Below are 24206 nucleotides of genomic sequence, written 5' to 3' on the forward strand. Positions count from 1 at the left end.
GCAAGTGTTTGTCCAAAAGTATCCCTAAAAACACCTCAACCTTAATACTATTTTATCTATTAAATATATTTTTTCGCATTAATGCATAATTCCAATCAACAAGATTCTCTGAAACACTTTACAGTACTGCATTTCAACTATTTAACCTGTTAGAAGTACACTGATACTATATTATTTTGATCTAGTATTTTTTTTATACTTTGTAATGCAATTTGAACTGAAACAACATGAAATCGAAGCTTTTAAGGGAGATCACCCCCTTAACCCAGAGTGATTGCTTTACTGTTTTCTCCAGGGTAAAAACAGAGTTTGACTTCCCACTACATTACCATGAAGAGTTTGAACTCAACTTCATTCAAAATGCTAAAGGCGCCAAAAGAGTTATAGGCGATCATATGGAAGAGATCGATGACCTGGAGCTGGTATTGGTAGGTCCCAACCTGCAGCACGGCTGGTTTACCCATAAATTAAAAGGAAAGGAAGTAAAGGAGATAACCATTCAGTTTCACCGCGATCTTATTGATGATAAATTCCTGGAACGGAATCAAATGAGTTTCGTAAGAAGCATGTTTGAGCATTCATTAAGGGGAATATTATTCTCACAGGAAACCATAACCGCAATTATGCCCCGCCTGATTCAACTACCTCAAAAAAGGGGGTTTGATTCTGTTTTGGAACTATTATCCATACTACACGATCTTTCCACTTCACGCAACATGAAGACTCTTTCAGACTCTTCTTTTAGTAACGCTGAAACCATTTCCTACAATAGCCGTAGGGTGACAGCAGTGATGGATTACCTGAATAAGAATTTTGAAAAAAACGTATCCCTGAGCGAAGCTGCCAGGCTGGTAGCCATGTCGGAAGTAGCATTCAGCCGCTTTTTTAAATTAAGAACGGGCAAAACATTTGTGGATACATTAAATGAAGTAAGGCTCGGCCATGCATCCAGGATGCTTATTGAAACCACCCAGAGCATCAATGAAGTAGCTTATAAATGCGGATTTAATAATATGTCCAATTTCAACAGGACCTTTAAAAAGAAAAAGGATTGCACACCAAAAGAATTTCGCCATGCCTATACCTCATCTGGTGTGCGCACTTTCATTTAAAACTATTTTACAATAGCATTCGTAACGAATGCCAAAAACTGGTTATCACAACAAAGAACATTTGCATTCAACTTATTATTGATAAGTTATTTCTTTCTAAAATCCTGCATTTTGAAGCAGTTTTTCCACACTTGAATCGTTTCATTAATGGTAATCATTTCTTCTACCCTGACTTACAGGCCTGAATGGACATTAAATTCAGGCATACTTTTTTGCTGTACTCTACTGTAAGGAAATCATCATCAAATCAATTGTTGAATTAAAGAACAACGGTAAAACAGATAAACAATGAAAACCAGGATTGGGATTCTTTCTATTATTATTAGTGTAATGACCATAACCAGCTATGCCCAGAAAACGGATACATTGGTAAAAAAGCTGGATAGCCTCAGCAAAAAAACTGATTCAGCAGGGGGGCAGAAGAATGTTACCAATCCTGCAGCCTATACTGAACAAACACAGTTAAATCCAAAAACTTATTTTGTCCTCCTGGGAAGTGACCTCAAACAGGCATTTACCAAACCCTTTCATATGAAGAGCAGGGACTGGAAATACCTGGGGGCAGCCGCAGTTGTGACGGGAGGATTATTGTTTGCTGATAAACCTGTTCAGCAATTCGCCCTCCGGTATAGAAATGATCACCCGGGTATGCAAGGGGTCAGTAAGTATATCACCAATTTTGGAGGATTGTACGAATTATATACTCTGTCTGCATTTGGAGCTTACGGCTTTATTTTTAAAAATGAAAAAATGAAGACCACCACACTGCTGGCCTCACAAGCCTACATCACAGGTGCAGCTGTTCAAAGCTTTATGAAATTACTCTCAGGGCGAACAAGGCCATCTTCCTATGACCCTAATACTATAGCCCAACCAACATTCCAGGGCCCATTTTCGAAGATCAATACCACCTATGGTGGAGGAAAAACTACGAGTTCTTTTCCTTCGGGCCATACTACTGTTGCCTTTGCAGCAGCTACTGTTTTCGCTATGGAATACAGGAACCGGCCCTGGATACCCATATTTGCGTATAGTGCCGCCAGTTTGATAGGCCTTAGCCGCATTACGGAGAACAGGCATTGGACCACTGACGTAGTAGTTGGCGCCGCATTAGGATACCTTACAGGACGACAGGTAGTGAATAATTACCATCGTTACGCTCAATTGAAGGCACCTAAGCAACAAAAATCCCTTTCAGTGAACCTCCAATACAATTTTGGCCATATCATGCCAGGACTGGTCTATAAGTTTTAATATGAACAGTTCAGCATCCGTTACCCAGAAAGCAAAAGGATTATCCATCAGGTTTCTTATTGTAGCAGGCATATTCCTGGCAGCCCTGTTCATTTTTATTTTTATTGCCAATGAAATGGTACTCGAAAACGAGAACCGACTTGACCTGGTTGTATTCAATGCATTAAGATCCATCACCAATCCTACCACCACTTATTGGATGACCTTTATTACGTTCTTTGGATCCTCGTATTTCCTGTTGCCTGCCTATAGTTTATTGATCCTTTATTTTCTTGTATTTAAAAAGAACCGCAAATTATCATTGGATGTTGCTTCTGTTGGTATTACCAGTGGTATTATCCTCTTTTCCCTGAAAGCTATTTTTCACCGTCACCGTCCACTGGACCCCCTGGTTCAAAATGTCAATGGATTCAGTTTTCCCAGCGGTCATTCTTTTTCTTCCTTTACTTTTTTCGGACTGCTCATCTATATTTTATGGAATCATGAGATGAATCCCCTGGTAAGATGGATATTCACCCTATTATTTTTCTTCATAGCCTGTGCTATTGCCTTCAGCAGGGTTTATTTGCATGTTCATTTTGCCAGCGATGTTATTGCGGGACTTTGCCTGTGCATTGTCTGGCTGGCAGCTTCATTATGGTTGCTGAAAAAATATGGAAAGAAAGAACATGAAAATATCCCAACATGATTCCATTTGAACCAATACAATCACTAACTTTTTTAAATCAAAACTATGTGGTGGATCTATGCCTTACTTTCTGCATTCTTTGCTGCACTTACAGCCATTTTTGCTAAGGTTGGAATAAAAGGAGTAGACACAGACCTGGCCACAGCCATAAGAACGGTTGTGATCCTTGTCATTGCCTGGGCCATAGCTTTTGCCCATGGTGGTGTGACTACGATTTCAACTCTATCCAAACAAAATATTTTGTTTCTCTGCCTTTCGGGTATAGCAACTGGTTTATCCTGGATCTTTTACTTTAAAGCCTTACAATTAGGAAAAGTCTCCCAGGTGGCACCTGTTGATAAGCTAAGTGTTGCACTGGCCATCATCCTATCCATTCTCTTTCTTGGAGAAGCTTTGACCTGGAAAACTGGCATTGGCGCTTTACTCATCATTTCAGGCACTATTGTATTGATACTGTGAATAGATCTCAACAAGAAAATGCCCGGCTTTTTGCCAGGCATTTTCTTGTGTAATAAAACATTTAATCATCTAAGGAATAAGATCAAAAACATCTTTCAAACGAATATCCGAAGATGAAGACCCTATCATTAGTTCAAATTGACCTGGTTGCGTGATCCATTGCAGCTTTTCATTGTAAAAAGAAAGCTTCTCCTTATCAATGACAAACTGTAACACTTTTGTTTCTCCCGGCTGAAGCATGATCTTTTTAAAATCCTTTAATTCTTTTACCGGCCTTACCGGCTGCGCCACTTTATCTCTCAGGTATAACTGCACCACTTCTTCCCCTGCTAGCTTTCCGGAATTGGTAACAGAACAATTCACCATGATCTTGCCGGAAGTCTGCATTGTTTTGGCACTCAACTTTAACCCTGAATAGGTAAAACTGGTATAGCTTAACCCATATCCGAACTCATATTGTGGATAAATGGACAGATCATTATAGGCAGAACGATAGAACCTGTCAATGTCATTCAATGCAGGGCGGCCGGTATTGAAGTGACTGTAATAGATAGGTATCTGGCCTTCCGTTCTTGGAAAACTGATAGGTAGTTTAGCTGATGGATTGTAATCACCAAACAATACATCTGCGATGGCGTTTCCTGCCTCACTTCCCAACCACCATGTATAGAGAATGGTAGGTACATGTTCTGATATCCAGTTAAATACCAAAGGCCTTCCTGCATTGATCATGACAACAACTGGTTTGCCCGTGGCCTGGATAGCCTTGACCAGTTCTTCCTGTACACCAGGCAAATGAATGTTTGACCGGCTTTTGGCTTCACCAGTCATATCTCTTCTTTCCCCAATACTCATGATCACCACATCTGCCTGTTGGGCAGTAGCTACTGCTTCCGCAAATCCTGCGCGGTTGGAATCTTCTATTCCACAGCCTTGCGCATAGAGCAATTTTGTGGAAGAACCCAGTTTATTTTGTATGCCTTGCCATTGTGAAACAATATAATTGGAATCAGGAAATTCTATTGACCAGAAGCCCAGGTTCTCCCGCACTCTTTGACCTATAGGTCCTATCACAGCAATGGTTTTGATATTTTTTTTCAGGGGAAGCAGGTTGCCTTCATTCTTTAGTAATACAATACTTTTCTTTGCCATGTCGCGGGCAGCTGCAGCATGTGAGGGATCATTCATGTTTTGCTGCTCTCTTTCAGCATTGCTGAACCTGAAAGGATCATCAAATAAACCGAGCTCAAATTTCTTCCTTAGTATTCTTCTTACAGCATCGTTCACTACAGCAAGAGGTACTTTTCCTTCTTTTACCAGCCTTGCGAGGTTATTGATATAGCTGCGGCTTTCCATATCCATATCACTTCCTGCCAGAGATGATTTCCAGGCGGCTTCATAATTATCCTTTACAAAACCATGTGGGATCATTTCACCAATTGAACCCCAGTCACTCACTACAAATCCCTGGAATTTCCATTTACCTTTCAGAATATCCCTTTGCAGCACATAACTGGCTGAAGCCGGGATGCCATTGATGTCATTAAATGAATTCATAAATGTGGCGGCACCTGCTGCTGCAGCAGCCCTGAATGGAGGCAGGTAAACTTCCCACAACATCCTGTCACTCATATCAACAGAATTGTAGTCACGACCACCAATAGCCGCACCGTAGGCAGCAAAATGCTTGGCACAGGCCATCACCGCATCCAGGTTGCCCAGGCCTTTGCCCTGGAAGCCTTTAACCCTGGCAGTAGCGATCAAAGAACCCAGGTACGGATCTTCTCCTGCTCCTTCCATTACCCTGCCCCACCTGGGATCTCTTGCAATGTCTACCATGGGTGCAAAGGTCCAGTGGATGCCTGCCGCAGAAGCTTCAGTGGCAGCAATGCGTGCTGAGCGTTCTATTGCGGCCATGTCCCAGCTTGCTGCTTCCGCTAATGGTATAGGAAAGGTGGTACGATAACCATGAATCACATCCTGGCCGAACAACAAAGGGATCTTTAACCTTGTTTGTAAGGCCAATTCCTGCAATTGCCTTGTGTGCGCCACCCCATTGATATTTAACATGGACCCAACCTTGCCTTCCTTTATCTGTCCTAATAAATTATTCTCTTCCGTTATAGGTCCCGTATGTTCCCACATACCAGAATACTGGTTCATCTGGCCCACTTTCTCATCAAGGGTCATTAGTTTAAGTAATGAATCCACTTTTTGCTCTATTGTTTTCTTTTGCGCAACAGAAGGAGAAGTTGTTACCAATAATAAACTTATAAGTGATAGGCATACCCATCTTTTCTTTCCGAATAACATGCTACAATCTTTTGATTTTAATATTCCTGTACCATACATCTGCACCATGGTCCTGTAAGGAGATCCGGCCTTTTTTAAATGTTCCAAAATCAGGCATGGTAGCAAACTTGGTTCCCGCGATTAATTTTTTCCATGCTTCATCCCATAGTGTTGTTGATATAATATGCTCACTATTCAGGTAAAGATCTAGCTTGCCATGATCCGCAATGATCTCAACGGCATTCCATTCACCAGCTGGTTTTACGGAATTTTTATTGACAGGAATAAGATCGTATAATGATCCTGCACTTGTCAATGGGGATTTCCCATCGGGATGACCCACGTTGTCTACCACCTGCATTTCAGGACCTGTTTCCCAGGGGTATTTGTATTTAGAGGTATCTTCCTTTACATAGAACATGATGCCACTGTTACCACCTTTGGATATCTTCCATTCCAGTTTTAGATGAAAGTTTTCATATTCTTTATCTGTAACAATATCTCCCCCATCTTTTGTCTGCCAGTCGCTTTTTACAGATGCATCCAGGTGCAAAGCGCTGTCTTCGGCTTTCCATGCTTTTCCCAGACTATCCTTTCCGTAGCTATGCCATCCTTTTGAGGAAACGCCGTCAAACAACGATTCCCATTCCGCATCTTTTTGTGTTATGGCTGTTGATTTAGCATCCTTCTGAACCGTATCTGAAGAATTACATGCGGATAACACAATCAAAGTAACTGACAGTGGAATTAAAATTCTCTTGATCATATTTATTAATGTAGATTATAAATTTCCTTTCTTCATTTCGCTCACGGCGAAATTGGCAGCCCTGGCTGTCAGGGCCATATATAATAACGATGGGCTTTGGTTGCCTGTGCTTGTCATACAGGCACCATCTGTTACAAATACATTCTGGCAATGATGCATCTGGTTATTCTTATTTAACAAAGATGTTTTGGGATCCTTACCCATACGGCAACCTCCCATTTCATGGATATCTAGGCCGGGTGCCTGGTGATTATCATATTGATTGATATTCTTAACACCTGCTTTCTCCAGCATCTCTGCACTTTGCTGCAGAAAATCTTTGATCATCTTTTCGTCATTATCATCATAATCTACCGACATCACCAATAAAGGAATGCCCCACTGGTCTTTCTGATCTGTACTCAGCCTGACATGATTGCTTTCTCTTGGAATCGTTTCACCCTGCATGTACATATAGGCACCCCAGCCACCGGGCTCAGACATGGCATCCTTGTATGCCGCTCCAATGGTTTCCGGCAATGTTTCTTCGTTCACAGATCCCCTGTAGGCACCCATAAAGGTTGTAAAGCCTCCTACATAATCCATGTCATGCTTGTAAAGGTTACGGTAATTGGCAAGGATAGGTTCAGTTGGGTTCTTACCGTAGAAATATTTATCCTCCATGCCATCCAGTTGTCCATTTACTGAAGCCCTGTAATTGTGATGAGCCACATATTTGCCTAAAAGGCCACTATCATTGCCCAGGCCATTGGGAAACCGGGAGGATGTGGAATTCAGAAGTACCAGGTTGCTGTTTAAAGCAGATGCATTTACAAAGATTACCCGGGCATAGAAATCGGTTGACTCTTTAGTATTACTGTCAATGACCCTTACACCAACAGCTTTCTGCTTTTTCTCGTCATAAATGATGGAATGAACAACAGAAAAAGGCCGCACTGTTAATTTACCCGTGGCTTTGGCCCATGGTATGGTGGAGGATACCGAACTGAAATACCCTCCGAAAGGGCAACCACGCATACATAGGTTCCTGGCCTGGCATTTGGCCCTGCCCTGTTTGAAATGAACTTCAGTAGGTGCAGTAAGGTGTGCCCAGCGTGCATGTACCAGGTGCCTGTCTTTATAATTGGTGTTAATGGCTTTTTGAATCTGATCTTCCGCACAGTTAAAATCAAAGGGAGGCATAAATTCACCGTCAGGCATGGCTTCTATTCCATCTTTTGTACCACACACGCCGATGAACTTTTCCACATGCGCGTACCAGGGTGCTATCTCCTGGTAATTGATGGGCCATTCAATGCCATAACCCAAACGGGCACCCGAAGTGAATTCATTTTCACTCCAGCGCTGGCAAGCCCTACCCCATGTCAATGATTTTCCACCCACCTGGTACCCCCTTATCCAGTCAAAAGGCTTTTCCTGGATGTAGGGGTGATCTTTATCCTTAATAAAAAAATGGGCTGTTTCTTCACCGAAACCTGCAGCCTTACTGATCAAAGGATTTTCCAGTAAGAATTCCTTTGTCATGCGTCCCCGATGAACAAATTCCCACGGTGCTTTTGTGGCCGTTGGATAATCCTTATTATGTTCAACATTTCTGCCCCTTTCAAGGACCAGTGTTTTTAATCCATGGTCGCACAATTCCTTTGCGGCCCAACCACCGCTGATACCGGAACCAATAACTATGGCATCGTAACTATTTTGCTGTATACCTTTTGATGAGATATTAACTGGTAAAGAATCCCCGGGCATAAGGAAGAGATTTTAATGATTTACATTGGTTTTGGAAGGTAAACATTTTTGATTGTGCAAGGGCTGATTTTTCTATTAAGGCGAAATGCGTTTATTTTATCTACTCACAGAAATTATTACTATGCCACCAATCAAAATTGCTATCCTGGGCGCAGGTTTTATCAGCGAAATCCACTGCGAAAGCTATCATCGCTTTGTTCCTGGTGCTGAAGTGATTGCTGTTTATACACGCAATGCAGAAAAGGCGCAATCGTTTGCACAAAAACATGGCATTTCTCAATGGTATGATGACCTGGATGCCATCATACAACTATCGGGTGCTGATGTCATTGATATTTGCCTGCCTAACTTCTTACATGCTGAGGCCACACTGAAAGCAGCGGCCGCAGGCAAACATATAATTATAGAAAAGCCATTGGCGGTGACATTGGAAGAAGCCGATGCCATGATCAGCGCCTGTAAAAAAGCTGGCGTTAAATTAATGTATGCCGAAGAGCTGTGTTTTGCACCTAAGTATGAAAGGGTGAGACAAATGGTAAATGAAGGCGCTATCGGTGATATTTACATGTTGAAGCAATCGGAAAAGCATTCCGGACCTCACTCTGACTGGTTCTATGATATCAATCTTTCAGGTGGCGGTGTATTAATGGATATGGGTTGCCATGGTATTGCATGGTTCAGGTGGATGCTGAAAAATGCAAAAGCAAAAAGCGTGTACGCCACAATGTCAACAGTATACCACAAACAACGGACAAGGGCTGAAGACAATTCCGTAGTGATCATAGAATTTGAGAATGGTGTAACCGGCGTGGTAGAGAATAGTTGGGCCAAGCATGGAGGTATGGATGACCGTAGTGAAGTGTATGGTACAGGTGGTGTGGTTTACGCAGATCTTTTCATGGGTAACGCGGCAATAGCTTACAGCAAAAATGGCTATGGATATGCCATGGAAAAAGCTGATACCACGGTAGGCTGGACCTTTACCATTTTTGAGGAAGCCTTCAACCAGGGTTACCCACAGGAATTAAAACATTTTATTGACTGCATACAAAACGATAAGGAACCTCATATTACCGGTGAAGATGGAAGGGCTGTGCTGGAGATCATCTATGCAGCTTATGCTTCTGCAGCACAAGGAAAAAAAATATCAATTCCTTTTTCACCTGAAGTGGTAAAACCCATTGACCTCTGGCTGGGAACTGCACCACAATAAAAACATTAATGAAATGAAGATCGTCATCAATGATAGCTATAAAACCATGTCTGAACAGGCAGCCAATGACCTGGTTGAATTAATGGATCGCTCTGAGTCAAAACTGGTTTGCCTGGCTTCAGGGGATACGCCTTCCGGATTATTTGAAGAACTGGTGAACATGCAGAATAACGGTATTATAGATGTAAGCCAGTGGAAGTTTGTTGGACTTGATGAATGGGGAGGCATGAATGGAGCTGACGAAGGCAGCTGCAGGTACCATATCAATAAACAATTTTTTACGCCACTTCAAATCGCAGCAAGCAATATCTGCTTCTTTGATGGACGTGCCGACCTGGAAAGTGAATGCAGGCGGACAGAGGATTTTATAAAAGAAAATAAGGGAATAGATGTAGTGATACTTGGCTTAGGTTTGAATGGCCATGTTGGCATGAATGAGCCCGGCGCCTCGATACAGGAGCACTCACATGTAGCTGCAATAGATGAAGAAACGCAACGGGTGGGACAAAAATACTTCACCTCACCTCATGACCTTTCCCGGGGCATCACTTTAGGTCTTGGCAACATAATGGAGTCAAGGCATGTGGTACTATTGGTAAGTGGTGCGCATAAAGCCAATATCGTAAAACGCATCATTGAAGGAGAAGCCAACGAAAATGTACCAGCAAGCATGTTACGCTCCCATCCTTCCCTGGCTGTCTATCTTGACAAGGCAGCTGCTCAACTTTTGAGTAATACCACTGCCAGATGAGCAAAGGAACTATCATTGGAATAGACCTTGGTGGTACTAATATCCGCGGGGGATGTGTAGAAGAGAATGTATTGAAAGGTGTATTGTCAAGAAAACTTACCGCACATCATGCAGCTGAAGAAGTGCTGCAACAGGTTTTCCAGCTTACGGATGCACTTATTACGCCTTCAGTAACAGCCTTAGGCATTGGCGTACCAGGGCTAGTAGACCAGCAAACCGGGACTGTATTTGATGTGGTCAATATACCATCCTGGAAGAAGATCCCATTGCAACAGATCATGCAGGACAGGTATAAAATACCCGTGGCCATTAACAATGATGCGAATTGTTTTGCATTGGGTGAATATTATTTTGGTAATGGCCAGGGGGCTAACTCGTTGGTAGGCCTTACCATTGGCACTGGTCTTGGCTCGGGCCTGGTCCTTAATAAACGACTATATACAGGAAGGCATTGTGGTGCCGGAGAATTTGGCATGATTCCTTACAAAGAGCAATGCCTGGAATATTACGCCAGCGGTCAATTTTTCAAAAATGTTTATGGAAGGGATGGTGAAGAAGTATATCAAAAAGCCATTATGGGCGATACCAAATCCCTTGAAATGTACGCACAATTAGGCGTGCACCTGGGCGATGCTATTAAAACCATCTTGTATGCTTTGGATGTGGAACTGATCATTTTGGGAGGATCGGTTAGCAAGGCATTTACTTTCTTCGAAAAAACTATGTGGTCCTCTATCAGGGAATTTCCATTCCAGGCAACTGCTCATGACCTAAAGGTCGAAGTTTCTGAATTGGAGAACAGTGGCATTCTGGGGGCAGCGGCATTGCATTATGACCTTAATCATGCATAATTTGTATTATTTGCTTAACCCTGATTATTTCTCGGCCATCTTTGATAGCTTCAAAACAAATCCGCCTCCCGGTGCCATGGATACCTGCAAGGTCTTACCTCTTTGCCAGTTCAATTCTTCCATATAGTAATCTGATGGGTATTTGTCTGCGTTGATTCCGTCTTTACATATTACAACCTTGTATTTTCCATTTCCAATAAAGTCCATATTCAGCTCCATGCTTCGGGGTGACCAATCTGTCATTCCTGCAACATACCAATCATTACCCTTTCTCCTGGCAGTAATTATATAGTCTGATACTTTTGCCTGCAGTATCCTTGTTTCATCCCAGGTGGTCGGAAAGATTCCAAGGAATTGCATGAATTCCGGTTCCATTAAACCCTGGGAAGGATTGCCTGAAAAAATCTGCATGGGACTGTCATAGATAATAAACATAGACAATTGATGGCAGCGCGTTCCCTGGCTCATAACTTTTTGGCCAATTGGTCTGAACTGTTGCCGTGTGGCATTATCCAATATGCCCGGTTCATAATCCAAAGGACCCGCCAGCATTCTGGTGAAAGGTAAAGTGACATCATGTTCCGGTGTTGGTTTATCACTCCAGATATTATATTCCGAACCCAACACCCCCTCCCTGGTAATGGCATTGGGCCAGGTACGGTTGAAACCCTTTGGAGGAAATGCTCCATGGAACATGATCATGATTTTATGTGCAGCACAGGCCTTTGCTATGCGATGATAAAAATTCACCATTAGCTGGTCATCCCTGTCCATAAAATCAGTCATGATAAAATCAACACCCCATTTATTAAACTGGTCCAGGGCACTATCCAGTTGGCGGTCAAGCGTTGAACACAATGTCCACATACTGATTTTAATGCCTCTGTTTTTGGCATAGTTTGATAGGGTGTCCATATTTATTGAAGGATTGACCGCAAAAAGGTTCCTGTAATTACTCCAGCCTGCATCCATCATGATACGGTCAAAACCAAACCGTTTTGCAAAATCAATATAGAACTTGTAAGTGCCTGTATTGACACCAGATTTAAATGGAACATTAAAGAGATTTATACCAATGATCCATTCATCTGTTCCTTTGCCCGGATGGATCCATGAGAAATCTTTTAACAGTGAAGGAGATGCAAGGCTGTAAACAAGGTCATTGCCAGGTAAGTCCTTATCCTCTTTTGCAATGATCAATACCCTCCAGGGAAAAGATCGCTTTCCAGTGGTGCGTGCAATATAACCGGCCCTTTTGGTTACCACAGCCTGTGGAAATTCTCCTTCAGTCATTTTCTCTTCCAGGGGAAATGGCGCAAACAATCCATTGAGCGCATTACTTCCACTACCACTAATAAACATGCCTGGGTAATCTACCAGGTCAGACTCGGTGATACCTATTTTGATTTCATCACCGGCACCGGTAAGAACAGGCGAATAAGCAATGGCTGTATCACCCAGGCTATCAATAGCTCTTAACTGGTACAACTCTTCAAAACTGGTATGGAATTTATCTGCCCCTTCCCTCAGTTGCACCAATGGGAGCAGCACCTTTTTCCCGGCAGGAAAAACAAATTCTGCTATTTCATTTTGAACTATGACAGAATCATTGAACCTGGTGATCCATCGGTAGGCAACGCCATCGTTATAAACCCTGAATACAAGGCTGAAAGGTTGTTTAAAATCAATCCATAATTCGTTATAATGATTGGGTATCTCTTTTCTTTTCTCGGGCACAGGCGAAATGACCAGGTCATTGACAGAATGCAATGTAGACCTGCTGATGCGGAGGTCTTTTATAAGGTCCTTTTTATTTTCCAGTAATAAATTAATGGATGATGGCTGGATTATATTGCTGCCCTCATAGTTAACGGAATATTGCAGTTTCCCGGAATGATGAATGATAGCTTCTATTTTCCCATCCGGAGATGAAACAATAAGAGAATCGGCAGCCCAGGCCTGCCCTGCAAAAAAAGAAAACACCAGAAGCAACAAAACCTTCATGCTCTAATTTATACAATTCATTTTATTACTTCTTACCGTTGGCTCACATATGGAGAGAAATAAAGTATCACATAAAAATCCCTCCCGGTTATGGGAGGGATATGACCCGCTTCAGATATCCAGGGGAGAAAAATTTTACCCTTTGATCATTACTCTTTCTTCTACCATTTCATCACCAACTATTTTAATATGCAGCCAGGAGGTTTTATCTTCCAGTACAATCAAATAAGCGGTCTTGCCATCGTAATTAACTTCAGTAACACAATAGATGTTCTTGCCAAAGTAAGTTTCCTTTACTTTTAGCAAAACAGGCCTGGGCAATTGGTCTTCTTTATAATAACTTATGGTATAAACAAGGTTCCCTTTTTTATCAAAGCCTGCCCGGTTCTTTCTACCTGGCAAATCAAAATAAGCAATGGGAAGTCCTTTCCCTTCTGTGGACCATAATACATTCGTGGCATTACCAAACATTTTATTAAAAATCATGACTGATTTTTCATTAGGGCCTGCTGCTTCAGCTGATACAGCACTGCCGGATTTGAATTTGTGACTGGAGCCCAGGGATGCGATTTCGTTATTGATCACCTGGGAATAAACAACTGCACTTCCGGACAAGCATAGTGCCAGGAAGGCAACACTGTAAAATGAATTTCTGTTCATGGCTTTAAATTTTAAAAGTGAATTATAGATTGAGTTTTAATTGCAGACAGGTAAATAGGTAATAGTGAAACTCTTCCCGGTAGTAATTACAGGATGAAGACTGGTATAAAACACATCCTTTAAATTCATATGGCATGATCCGTGAATTTCAAAACTCTTAAAGCAAATGGAGATCATTGACCGATCTGCATTTACCCGGCAGTCTCCCCTATACACCTGGGGACGACCGTTAAAAAGCATATCATCATTAGAATCATAGTTGATTCTTTTGCCCCGATTATAATTTTGAGTGTTGCAGGCTGGTTCAATTATTTTCACTGGTGTTAATACAAACAGTGCAGGAAATATGGTAAACATCTTTTTCATATGCTTGATTTAAAAGATTATTACTTAGAGGGCGGGAGAAATTTTGAGGGGGAAGGGATCTGACGAAAGGCTTAGGAACGCTTTCTGTATCATTAGTCGCAACGCCAGTGAAAAAGGAAACACGATTGCAACTTTTTTACATTCTTATTTTTGTAATTTAGGAGTAAAGACTGTTTGTGAACTTTTCCAGATCATTTGTTCATGCTTCTGACTTTGAGTTGATAAGTAGCCTGAAAAGTGATGGATCAGAAAGAATCAAGGCTGAGGAAAGGCTATTTAACTGTTATTCTTATTTTATTCCCGAAGGCATGCACAAATATTCACTCCCGGAGGAGGAAGCATTTGATGCTTATGCAGACACCATATTATCAGGTATCGAAAAAATCTCCAATGGCAGTTACCAGGGAAAAGCTTCTTTAAAAACCTGGCTGTTCCAGATCTTTCATAATAAATGTGTTGACCTGATACGAAAAAAAACGACTAATAAGAGTAGTATTCATCGAACTGCCGGGATTGACGATACCAATATTCAAATCCAGGATCCTGTAAAATCTATCATTCAAAAACTGATTGATACAACTGATTTTGAGATTTTGAAACAAAAACTAAAGCAACTGGGTGAAAATTGTAACCAGATGTTGCAACAATGGGCAGAGGGCTTTACGGACAAGGAAATAGCAACACAGCTTGGGTATAAAACTGCTGAAGTGGTAAAAACCAGCCGGTTAAGATGTTTAGAGAAATTAAAGCAATTGTATAAAAATCAAGTCTAATACAAAAAAATGCAAAACAACCTGGAATATATTGATGAGTACTTTCAGGGCATTCCTCTACCTGGTGCAACCAGGGAATTTGAAAAGCGTGTATCAGAAGATCCTGAATTTGCCAATGATGTAGCCTTTTACCTTGCTACAAAACAAGCGATTAAGCAACAATCAGTTGATCAGAAAAAATCAAGATTCAAAGAGGTCTATGCATTGAATACACCGGCTGGAACCATGTCAAAACCAACATTGATAAGGACCTTATGGCCCTATATCGCAGTTGCGGCTTTGGTCACTGGCCTTATCATTTGCTGGAATGTATTTATCAAACCACCATCCACCCAACAATTAGCCCAAAATTATATCACAGAAAACTTAGGAAAGCTTGGCGTCAACATGGGTGGTTCCAAAGATGATCTTCAAAGGGGTTTAAGCTACTATAACGAGGGAAAGCTGAAACAAGCTTTACAAATATTTGAAAAAATGATTATCTTAGATAGTAGCAATTTTACAGCAAAAAAATATGCAGGCATAACGTCTCTCCGCCTGCAACAGTACGATAAAGCCATACACTACTTTAAACTTTTAGAAGATCAGCCAAATCTTTATGCAAACCCCGGTGCTTTTTTACAGGCTACTACCCTTTTAAAACGCAATCTGCCTGGTGATAAACAAAAAGCCATAGTACTGTTGAATCAAGTGGTACAAAACGATCTGGAAGGAAAAGAAACTGCAGAACTCTGGTTGACAAAGATGTAACAATTTTCATCACCATTAACTGGTAATATATGAAAGTAGCGGTAGTATCTTCCGAGGTCAAACATTTGCCTAAAGAGGAAAAATCTAAGTGTTTTAAAGAATTCTCCTCACAAGATGAATTAAAAAAAACATTGGAAAATGATGATAACTTATGGGCAGTACATACCCTGGCCAATAGTTTCGGAAAAGTTCAAAGGCAGAGATATGAAGACTTTTGTTGTGGTTTCCTGGCCTTTTACGATGAAATTGTCAGGGGAGGATTAACAGACCATACCATTTATTTCGTTTGGTGTGAAAAAGGAACAGAAATAAAAATGTATCTCTATCCCCCACCTAAAAAAAGAGACATCGAAATCAATATTATTCCACCGGGTGCAGCTACTTCAGATCCACCAAAACCTCCGCCTCCTCCTCCGCCTTCTTCCTATTAAGAAAGGCGGCAGTAAATAAACATAGGGTATGGAAAGCACAAAAACTCATCTTTCCACTCATATAGCCAGATCATGGAAGACAATCTAACAGATAATGGTCAACAAGCTACTTTATGGTATAGGATCATTTTAAAATTTAAGGAACATATACAGTTACCTGTTGATAATATATCAACATCAGTTGATTATTTTAAAAATTCGATCCTTCCTATAAACAAACTAATGCGGCTAATACCAGGACTTTCAATCAAAAGACTGTTTCAGCCCATGGCTCCGGTTGATATCCATTTCCTGGTCAAGCATGCGAAAGCTTTGGATAAAACATATGAACCTCCCCATTTCAATAACTATTATACAATAACCTGTAGTGATAAATCAACAGCAGGGGAAGTTATCCATCTTTTAAATGATCAAGATGTCATTGAGATTGCATATATGGAGTCCATTCCAGCAAATCCACCTTCTGTTCCTGCCATCCAAAAATATCTAACAAGTAAACAGCCATATTTACATACAGCACCTTCGGGCATTGATGCATACTATGCCTGGAAATTTAAAGGTGGCGATGGAACTGGTAATATTACATTCATAGACATTGAACAAGGATGGCTGGAACATCACCAGGATATTGTACCTACTAAACTTCCATTTACGGGTACTAATCATTACCGTTTCCAGGAACACGGCACTGCAGTTATGGGAACTATTTTGTTGGATAATAAGGACCTGGGCCTTAAAGGTATTACTCCCCGTGCTACCGGGTATATTGTATCCCAATGGAGACCGGATGGAAGCTTTAATACGGCAGATGCCATCTTATATGCGATCAGCAATCTTCATTATGGAGATATTTTACTACTCCAGGCACAGGCCTTTATTGAAAATAAAGCATGGCCGGTAGAAGTTTACGAAGTAAATCATCAACTTATACGCCTTGCCACTGCCCTGGGCATCACAGTGATAGAACCTGCAGGAAATGGTAATCATGTAATAGGGAATGACCTTGACTCTTTTACGGGCAATTACCAACGTCGCTTATTCGATCGTTTGACCTCAGGTATGAGCGATTCAGGTGCCATTATGGTTTCTGCTTGTTCCAGCACATACCCCTACAAAAAAATACCCTTTGCCAATTATGGGAGCCGGGTAGATTGTTATGCCTGGGGAGAGAACATTGTTACTGCCGGCAATTATCCAGGGTCTTCAGGGTTAGCAACGAATACCTACACTTCCAGTTTCGGTGGCACTTCAGGTGCTGCTGCTATTATCACTGGTGCTGCTATTGCCGTCCAAAGTATGGCTGAAGCTTCTACGACCGGAAAATTGAGCCCGTTAAAAATGCGCGAAGTTTTGAGTGATCCGTTGAATGGCACTACCTCGGCAAAGGGCCACTTAATTGATAAAATCGGGGTGATGCCTGACCTAAAGAAGATAATTCACAGGACATTAAAAATACATCCTGGAACAAGGGCACCAAATAAGCGTGGTGTAAAAGAAGCACGATTAATTTAATGCTATGTAAATAATTATTGCACCCAACCATACCAAGGCTATGCACAAATACTCATATAGTTGGATCGTATGTATTTTGTTTATCCGTGTCATAGTATTTGCACAATGCCCGGCAAAAGACCTGGTGGAAAAACGTATGGCATTGTTCCGGGCCACTTCAACTATTTCTGACACAGTAAAGTTGGATGAATTGCAGGGATATCTTTCAAGGTTGGAAACATGTCCCTATAAATATGATTCAACGCATGCCTCCCTTCTCAGCCTCATTGCAGGCCTTTATGCCCGGGAGGGAAATTATATACAATCAATACAGTACCGGCGAAGGGCAATTGAGATCATATCTATTCATGAAAATAATGTATCGGTTAAGCCAAATACATTGCCCATGCATTATTACTGGCTATCTGTGGCATATGATTCTCTAAACAACTTCCCTGAAAAGATGAAAGCCCTGGATAGTTGTTTTACCATAGCTATTCGGTTAAACTATGTTGACCGGGCGTCACTCACAGCCATTTTCACCTATCTTCTTTACTACTTTGACCTGGGAGACTATCGAAGATGTATAGATTATGCCATTCGCTGCCAGGCATTGGCCAGTCAATATAAAATCAATAATATACCGCAAGAGCAATTAGTAGCTGAGAGTTATATATCCAGCAGTTTTGGCTGGCAGGTAATTGCGCTTATGAAACTCAAAAATTTTGCAGAAGCAGAAACGTTGTTGAACAACAGAGTAGCTGCATTGAAAAAGAAAGGGCTTACTAATTATTTAGGGACCACTTATTCACAGCTCGCAGAAGTACAAATGAATAAAGGAGAATTCCTAAAAGCTCAATCTTTTTATGAAAGGGCTTTAAGAGCTGACAGAAGCTCGGGATATGTATTTAATTGCAGGCAAACATTCAAAGATATAGGGTATTCCATTTATTTCACCCATTACCACGATAACAAAACTGCCATGTCCGAATATAAAAAAGCATTAGGGCTGGTAAACAAGGACAAATCCCTCAAACTCGAAGACGCCTTTGAATCCCTGGATATCTATGCTAAAATTGCAAACATTTATGCCCGTGAGCAATCATACGACTCTGCCTTACATTACTTTCAAAAAGCCTTTGATCAAATCAAACAAGGTATTGATGAAACCTACATCGTAAAGAGTTCGCCAGGTGAGATTTTACAATATAAAAAGATCTATTACCTCACGAGGTTACTTTTGGATAAGGGGTACACTTTATTAAGAAAATACAAGGACCAAAGTCAAATTCAGGATATTAATAAGGCGCTTGCGGTTTTTAAGGCAACAGACGTATTCCTGGACCGTATCAGGCTTGAACAAAAAGATCCTATTTCTAAACTATCCTGGAGAAGTGACAGTCGCCGTTTGTATGAATATGCAATTGAAGCCTGCCACCTGGCCGGGAAGCCTGAAGATGCTTTTTATTTTTTTGAAAAGAGCAAGGCAGTGCTGTTGGCTGACCAGTTAAATGAACAACATTATGAAAAGCAAACAGATATCCTAAGGCAAACACGGCTCAAAAAAAATATACAGTTCCTTGAAAGAGAATTACAAAAAAATGATACTTCATCTGAACATAATAAAGACCTGCAGGCTGAAATATTTGCCAAAAAAATTGAAATGGACAAGATCCGGCAAACTATCAGGACCGGGAATCCACTTTACTATCAAAGTTTCCTGGACACAGCATTCATAACTTTGAAAGATGTTCAAAAAAACATACTTAATGACCACCAGGCCTTAATAGAATTATTTACAGGAGATAGTTCGGTATACACCCTGATTATTACAATTAAGAAAATCCAACTCCATAAAATAGATAGATCAGTTTTTGATAGTTTATCAAATTCTTTCCTGCACTACTTATCTGACCCTGCCAACATAAATGCTAACTATGAAGAGTTCGTAAAAAAATCCCAACAATTGTATGACCTTATTTTTCAGCATGTTTCTTTACCTGAAGGTCGCATTATCATTTCCCCTGATGCCAGAAATTTACCTTTTGAAGCAATGATAACAGGTAAAAAGGATCAAAAGCCTGTTTATTTAATTGAAAAATATGCTGTGAGTTATACCTATTCTGCCCGTTACCTTACCAATCAATTTATTCATCGCTCCACTACAAACGCTGCAGACTTTATGGGTATGGCCCCTGTAGCCTATATACCAACTCTGGATCTTCCTGAATTGCCCGGTAGCAGCGAATCTTTGCTAAGATTGAAGAATCAATTCAGCCAGGGAAAAATACTAATTGGCAACAAGGCGTCAAGAAATAAGTTTTTGGAAAACTATTACAAGTACAACATTATTCAATTATATACCCATGCAACGGATAGTGGATACAATGGTGATCCTGTGATCTATTTCAGGGATTCAGCTTTACTATTATCTGACCTGGCGTATGAAAACAAAACCAACACCAACCTCATTGTTCTTTCTGCCTGTCAAACAGGAATTGGAAAATTGTACCAGGGAGAAGGGGTTTTTAGTTTTAACCGTGGTTTTGCAGCTCTGGGTGTACCATCTACTATCACCAATCTATGGCAGGTTGATAATGAATCTATCTATCAACTCACGGAATTATTCTACCAATGGCTTGGCAAAGGGCTACCCATGGATATAGCTTTACAAAAAGCTAAACAGGAGTTTATGGAAGCTGCTACCAAAGAAAAAAAGCTGCCCTATTATTGGGCAGCTACAGTATTAACAGGACAATCAAATGCTATAATTACTCAAAAAGCAACAACATGGAAATGGCTTGCAGGGATTATTATGCTTTCAATTATTTGTATCATAGTTATTAGCCATCGGATCAAAAAATACAAATTGACTCCTCAGCAAAAAATGCTTAAACCTTTGAAATTTATATTTCCACCAGGTGAACAATAAGGCAGAATTATTTTGTTTACTCATACTCACGGTAAGCACCAAACGTAGCCAGCTTGTCCTCTCCCAGTTGAGCAGGTATATTATCGCAATCCAGGTTCAGTTTTTTACAAAGCTGCAACCACAGTCCGGTCCGGGTATAAGTCTGGTGCACTTTTTGGAAATCAGTTGACAGCAACAGGTTTTTCGCAACCTCATAGTCACCCTTATCTATCATTAACTGCACCCTTCTTTCAATGATCCATTCATCTTTTAAAGCTGCTACATCCGATAACCATTTTTCCCTTTCCGGTATGGTTTTCTGACCAATAGCTCTTAATAATTTGTCCCTCTCCACTATCACCTGGGGATGTATCTGCAACCATTTTTCATTAATGCTTTCAAATGCCTTTTGTGCACCCGCCAGGTCCCCCTTAATTTTTAGAAGACGTGCCAGCAGCACTTTGGCAACACCTTGCCTGGATAAACTCAATTGTTGAATGGCTGCATCGTTTTGCCCCCTGCCGGCCAACCATGCACCATAATAATATTTCCAGAGGTCGGAAGTTTCGCCGCTTGTTTTTGTGATACCATATTCAAAAGCATTCCCCAGGTCTTCCATCCCAGAAGGAGCCCAAAGGTTTTGATCAACAGGAGGAGGTAAAGGCAATGCCGACCTTTTCTGCGAAGCGGAGCGCAATGCGTTCCATACAGTTACTTCCTGGCTCCTTGCCCATCCAAATAGAGGTACCTGGTTTAAGGGCCTTAACTCCTGCACAGGAACATTGAGCTCATAGATATTTTCAGGTACATTCGAAGGCATCCAGTATTCAACATGCCATCTTGTTTGACCAGGTTCCATTTGAAGCTTGATAGACTGATCACCAATGGGACCACCCTGGATCTCCAGGTAGGTCTGGTGTTTGGCCGTACTCAAAACAGACCAGGCACTGTCACTCCCCACTCCATAGCTCCATAGCTTTATTCCGGAAGCGATCTTATCATCGGCAATATGGTATAAACCTGTCCCATTGGAAGGGGTGTAAGCACCAAAAGCATTAACATCTTTTGTTTTCCAGAAATACCCTGTCATTTCCTTAATGTCTCCTTCTACCCTGGGTCCTTGTTTTACCCAGTCAATAGTATCAACATGTGAAGAATGCGATAAAACCCTTCCTTTGGGAAAATCAAAACGGGTATCAGGAGCAGAAGGCATTGCGGCATTGGACCACGACATCCAGGGATAGGCATTCTTACCGGGATTATGGAATACCACTCTTTCAGTCAGGTATTTATCATTCGGTCCCAATGAATATTCAACTGACCACTGCATACCAAACCGTAATTCTCTTTCACCGCAGGTGACATAAGTGCGGTCTTTAACCTTGTCAACCCTATAATCTACCTTCTCATTTTGAGAAGGAGAATGGGAAATAGGAAAACTGACCTCAATACCTCCAGCAACAAAATAAAATCTTGGCAATATCCTGGTGTACCTGATCACATCAGGGACATATAACACTTCCTTACCTGATGGCTTGTGGATCATGGAAAAAACCTTTCCACCAAGGTCAGGACAGATAGTGACCTTCATATGTTCGTTTTCCAATTCAATGAACCGGTACTTTTTTGGCACCGGCCTGTTGGAAGTCTCTGAAAAACTCTGGTAGGGATACACACCATTGGGATCGAAGGCGGTAGGTACAGGACCTGCCGGTGTCAAAAGGTGTGTCAACACATACAGATCGTAAACCCTTGAACTAACAGGTTTGGGTACAGGTCCGGCCATTAATTCCTGCGCAATCAAAGCACAGAGAATCACTAAAAAATTTCTCTTGAAAGAATACATAGGGTTATAAAGGTTTTGAAACCAGCTTATCAGTTAATTGATTCAGTAAATCGCGACCCTTTTGAACATCTGCTGTGATTTTTTTAGTGTCAAAATCTTTTTCTGCCAGCAAGGTTTGGAGATGTTCATTTAACCGGGCTACCAAACTTTTAACGGCAGGGTCTTTTGAAAGTGCGGCTTTCTCTCTCAATATGCGGATCTTCTCAAAATCTACAATTCCTTCTCTTAACTTCTCAAACCGTATACAACTATTACCACCAGGATAAACCAGGTAACAATCTCCGGCAGGCCAAAGCTCATGCCTTGCATCTCTCATCGGATCGTTTGGCCATGCATCATACGCCCATCTTAAAAATCCATCATAATTATGCGCCGCAGTGTACCAGCTTATCCACCTGCCTTCAACAGGAGGAGAAAAAACAAAGTTGTTTGGCACCGGGGGATTGCAGCAAACATAATAGGTAGTGGTTTGTCCTCTTTTTGATCTTTGATTCACCACATCTACATTGGATTCCTTACCATAGAGATAACAATAATCATCCAATAAGGTATCCAGTTCCTTATGCCAGTCACCGGCATAAGTAATCTTCCATTTACTGGAATGCGCTTTAACAACCTTTATTGCTGCAAGCGTTTGTTCCATGGCATTTTCATTGATGCCTATATAGGTTTTTTCAAACCATCCCTTCTGTTCCAGGTGTTTTTTCAAGTCTGTCAGGAAGATGTTCCAGAAAGATTTGAATTCTTTGGATTCAGGCGCCCAGGAAACATACACATAATTGCCTGTCTTTTCATCCATATAACGGAACCTGAAACCCCAGGGAACCGGCGTATAGATGGTTATAGCTTTATCTATACCAAGGTCCATGGCCATTTGAACATACTCATCAAAAATATTGTAATCAAATTTCCAGGCTCCATTGGTTTTCTTGGTCCATTCTATCATAGAACCTTCGATCATGTACGAATTATCTGCCCAGGGAGAATGAACCGCATAAGTGGTGATGAATTTACCACCGGCATCTGCATATAATTTCAAATGCTTCTTCAGAAGCTGCTTGTGCTCTTCAGACCATGGCTTTACATTGTTCTTCCAGGCTACAACCCATGGATTTTGCCAAAGATCCAGCCTGTGCTTCCATTCTGTTGGTTTAGGTAACAACTGGCCCTGGACATTCAAATTAAGGTTAAGTGTAGATGTGTAATTTTCAGATTTAACCTCCAGAGTACCGGTATAAACGCCAGGAGTAGTGCCGGCAGGAATATCTATTGAAAGCCATACAGGCCTTGTTGTTTTACCAGGGAGATCAAAGCGGTCAAAAGATTCAAACCTGTCAGGCATCAGGTACAGGTCTTTATAAGAACTGGCGCCACAGGTGACATCTTTGGCTCCGTATGGATAATTACCTACCACATAACGTACCATATGAACCTGGAAGTTATTCTTAGATAAGGTTTGTCCACTGCTGGTCTTCAGGTCTTTTATTACCAGGCGCACCTGGTTTAAAGTATCTGCTGACCATACCAGTACTTGTGAGTTGATACGCTCACCTTTCCATGCAGTAGCCTGGAAGGTTTTGGATTCAGTTGCCAGCTCCGGCACTTCACTTCTGAAATACAATTGATCCGTTGATCCAAAAGCAACGTGCATCCCTTTTTCCTGGGTCGTCCATGCGGCACTGTTCACGGTAGTATCAGCATGATATTCTTCCTGGTAATGCGCCGGTGGTACGGGAACTTTAGAAAAATCTATCTGTCCACGGTACACCTGTCCAAAGGATACCGAAGCCAGGTTCAATAATCCAATTACAACAAAGGCTCTTTTCATAATATATTCTT

At 41.3% G+C, this 24206-nt stretch carries 20 protein-coding genes; 12 read left to right on the forward strand and 8 right to left on the reverse strand.

Features of this window, described 5'->3' with window-relative positions; genetic code table 11:
* Nucleotides 1-227 precede the first annotated feature (227 nt).
* From BP74_RS02275 to BP74_RS02290, 4 genes are all read left to right on the forward strand, one after another.
* Nucleotides 228-1112 carry an AraC family transcriptional regulator gene (locus BP74_RS02275; RefSeq protein WP_496370649.1) on the forward strand — a complete coding sequence of 295 codons (885 nt, stop codon included), beginning with the start codon at nucleotides 228-230 and terminating at the stop codon, nucleotides 1110-1112.
* 288 nt (nucleotides 1113-1400) lie between these two features.
* The gene (locus BP74_RS02280) at nucleotides 1401-2366 is read left to right on the forward strand and encodes a phosphatase PAP2 family protein (protein WP_496370651.1); all 966 of its coding nucleotides are present in this window, start codon (nucleotides 1401-1403) and stop codon (nucleotides 2364-2366) included.
* A 1-nt stretch (nucleotide 2367) separates the two neighbouring features.
* Nucleotides 2368-3054, forward strand: a complete 687-nt coding sequence (locus BP74_RS02285) for a phosphatase PAP2 family protein (RefSeq protein WP_496370653.1) — start codon at nucleotides 2368-2370, stop codon at nucleotides 3052-3054.
* Nucleotides 3055-3099: 45 nt separating this feature from the next.
* Nucleotides 3100-3513, forward strand: a complete 414-nt coding sequence (locus BP74_RS02290) for an EamA family transporter (RefSeq protein ID WP_496370655.1) — start codon at nucleotides 3100-3102, stop codon at nucleotides 3511-3513.
* A gap of 69 nt (nucleotides 3514-3582) precedes the next feature.
* Here BP74_RS02290 and BP74_RS02295 read toward each other — a convergent pair whose 3' ends face one another.
* Genes BP74_RS02295 through BP74_RS02305 form a run of 3 tightly spaced genes read right to left on the reverse strand, consistent with a single transcriptional unit; the run spans nucleotide 3583 to nucleotide 8320 of the window.
* Entirely contained in the window at nucleotides 3583-5913 is a 2331-nt protein-coding gene (locus BP74_RS02295) for a glycoside hydrolase family 3 N-terminal domain-containing protein (protein WP_496370657.1), read from the reverse strand.
* Nucleotides 5828-6571 carry a 3-keto-disaccharide hydrolase gene (locus tag BP74_RS02300; RefSeq protein WP_496370659.1) on the reverse strand — a complete coding sequence of 248 codons (744 nt, stop codon included), beginning with the start codon at nucleotides 6569-6571 and terminating at the stop codon, nucleotides 5828-5830. Before BP74_RS02300 ends, BP74_RS02295 begins: the two co-directional genes overlap by 86 nt.
* A gap of 15 nt (nucleotides 6572-6586) precedes the next feature.
* The gene (locus BP74_RS02305; RefSeq protein WP_496370661.1) at nucleotides 6587-8320 is read right to left on the reverse strand and encodes a GMC oxidoreductase; all 1734 of its coding nucleotides are present in this window, start codon (nucleotides 8318-8320) and stop codon (nucleotides 6587-6589) included.
* Between the two features lie 121 nt (nucleotides 8321-8441).
* On the opposite strand from BP74_RS02305, the gene BP74_RS02310 reads away from it, so the two are divergent.
* Genes BP74_RS02310 through BP74_RS02320 form a run of 3 tightly spaced genes read left to right on the forward strand, consistent with a single transcriptional unit; the run spans nucleotide 8442 to nucleotide 11135 of the window.
* On the forward strand, nucleotides 8442-9533 hold the full coding sequence (locus BP74_RS02310) for a Gfo/Idh/MocA family protein (RefSeq protein WP_496370663.1): 1092 nt from the start codon (nucleotides 8442-8444) through the stop codon (nucleotides 9531-9533).
* A 13-nt stretch (nucleotides 9534-9546) separates the two neighbouring features.
* Nucleotides 9547-10284 (forward strand): glucosamine-6-phosphate deaminase, encoded by a 738-nt coding sequence (locus BP74_RS02315; protein ID WP_496370665.1) that lies wholly within the window; start codon nucleotides 9547-9549, stop codon nucleotides 10282-10284.
* On the forward strand, nucleotides 10281-11135 hold the full coding sequence (locus BP74_RS02320; RefSeq protein WP_496370667.1) for an ROK family protein: 855 nt from the start codon (nucleotides 10281-10283) through the stop codon (nucleotides 11133-11135). Before BP74_RS02315 ends, BP74_RS02320 begins: the two co-directional genes overlap by 4 nt.
* A 24-nt stretch (nucleotides 11136-11159) precedes the next feature.
* On the opposite strand, the gene BP74_RS02325 is transcribed toward BP74_RS02320, so the two are convergent.
* From BP74_RS02325 to BP74_RS02335, 3 genes are all read right to left on the reverse strand, one after another.
* On the reverse strand, nucleotides 11160-13139 hold the full coding sequence (locus BP74_RS02325) for a glycoside hydrolase family 97 protein (RefSeq protein ID WP_496370669.1): 1980 nt from the start codon (nucleotides 13137-13139) through the stop codon (nucleotides 11160-11162).
* Nucleotides 13140-13274: 135 nt separating this feature from the next.
* Entirely contained in the window at nucleotides 13275-13799 is a 525-nt protein-coding gene (locus BP74_RS02330; RefSeq protein ID WP_496370671.1) for a hypothetical protein, read from the reverse strand.
* Nucleotides 13800-13835: 36 nt separating this feature from the next.
* Nucleotides 13836-14165, reverse strand: a complete 330-nt coding sequence (locus BP74_RS02335) for a hypothetical protein (protein ID WP_496370673.1) — start codon at nucleotides 14163-14165, stop codon at nucleotides 13836-13838.
* Between the two features lie 176 nt (nucleotides 14166-14341).
* Between BP74_RS02335 and BP74_RS02340 the strand changes: the two genes are divergently transcribed.
* The 5 genes from BP74_RS02340 (at nucleotide 14342) to BP74_RS02360 (ending at nucleotide 20542) form a co-directional block, all read left to right on the forward strand.
* On the forward strand, nucleotides 14342-14938 hold the full coding sequence (locus BP74_RS02340; RefSeq protein ID WP_496370675.1) for an RNA polymerase sigma factor: 597 nt from the start codon (nucleotides 14342-14344) through the stop codon (nucleotides 14936-14938).
* A 9-nt stretch (nucleotides 14939-14947) separates the two neighbouring features.
* Nucleotides 14948-15688, forward strand: a complete 741-nt coding sequence (locus tag BP74_RS02345; RefSeq protein ID WP_496370677.1) for a tetratricopeptide repeat protein — start codon at nucleotides 14948-14950, stop codon at nucleotides 15686-15688.
* A gap of 29 nt (nucleotides 15689-15717) precedes the next feature.
* Entirely contained in the window at nucleotides 15718-16119 is a 402-nt protein-coding gene (locus tag BP74_RS02350) for a hypothetical protein (protein WP_496370679.1), read from the forward strand.
* A 72-nt stretch (nucleotides 16120-16191) separates the two neighbouring features.
* Nucleotides 16192-17631, forward strand: coding sequence for a S8 family serine peptidase (locus tag BP74_RS02355; RefSeq protein WP_496370681.1), 1440 nt, complete (start codon nucleotides 16192-16194; stop codon nucleotides 17629-17631).
* A 40-nt stretch (nucleotides 17632-17671) separates the two neighbouring features.
* Nucleotides 17672-20542: a CHAT domain-containing protein gene (locus BP74_RS02360; RefSeq protein WP_496370683.1), complete on the forward strand. Its 2871-nt coding sequence runs from the start codon at nucleotides 17672-17674 to the stop codon at nucleotides 20540-20542.
* A gap of 16 nt (nucleotides 20543-20558) precedes the next feature.
* On the opposite strand, the gene BP74_RS02365 is transcribed toward BP74_RS02360, so the two are convergent.
* Both BP74_RS02365 and BP74_RS02370 read right to left on the reverse strand, forming a co-directional pair.
* Nucleotides 20559-22367, reverse strand: a complete 1809-nt coding sequence (locus BP74_RS02365) for a DUF5107 domain-containing protein (RefSeq protein WP_496370685.1) — start codon at nucleotides 22365-22367, stop codon at nucleotides 20559-20561.
* Nucleotides 22368-22371: 4 nt separating this feature from the next.
* Nucleotides 22372-24195, reverse strand: coding sequence for a DUF4091 domain-containing protein (locus tag BP74_RS02370; protein ID WP_496370687.1), 1824 nt, complete (start codon nucleotides 24193-24195; stop codon nucleotides 22372-22374).
* Between the last annotated feature and the right edge of the window lie 11 nt (nucleotides 24196-24206).

Source organism: Flavisolibacter ginsengiterrae DSM 18136 (assembly GCF_059568575.1).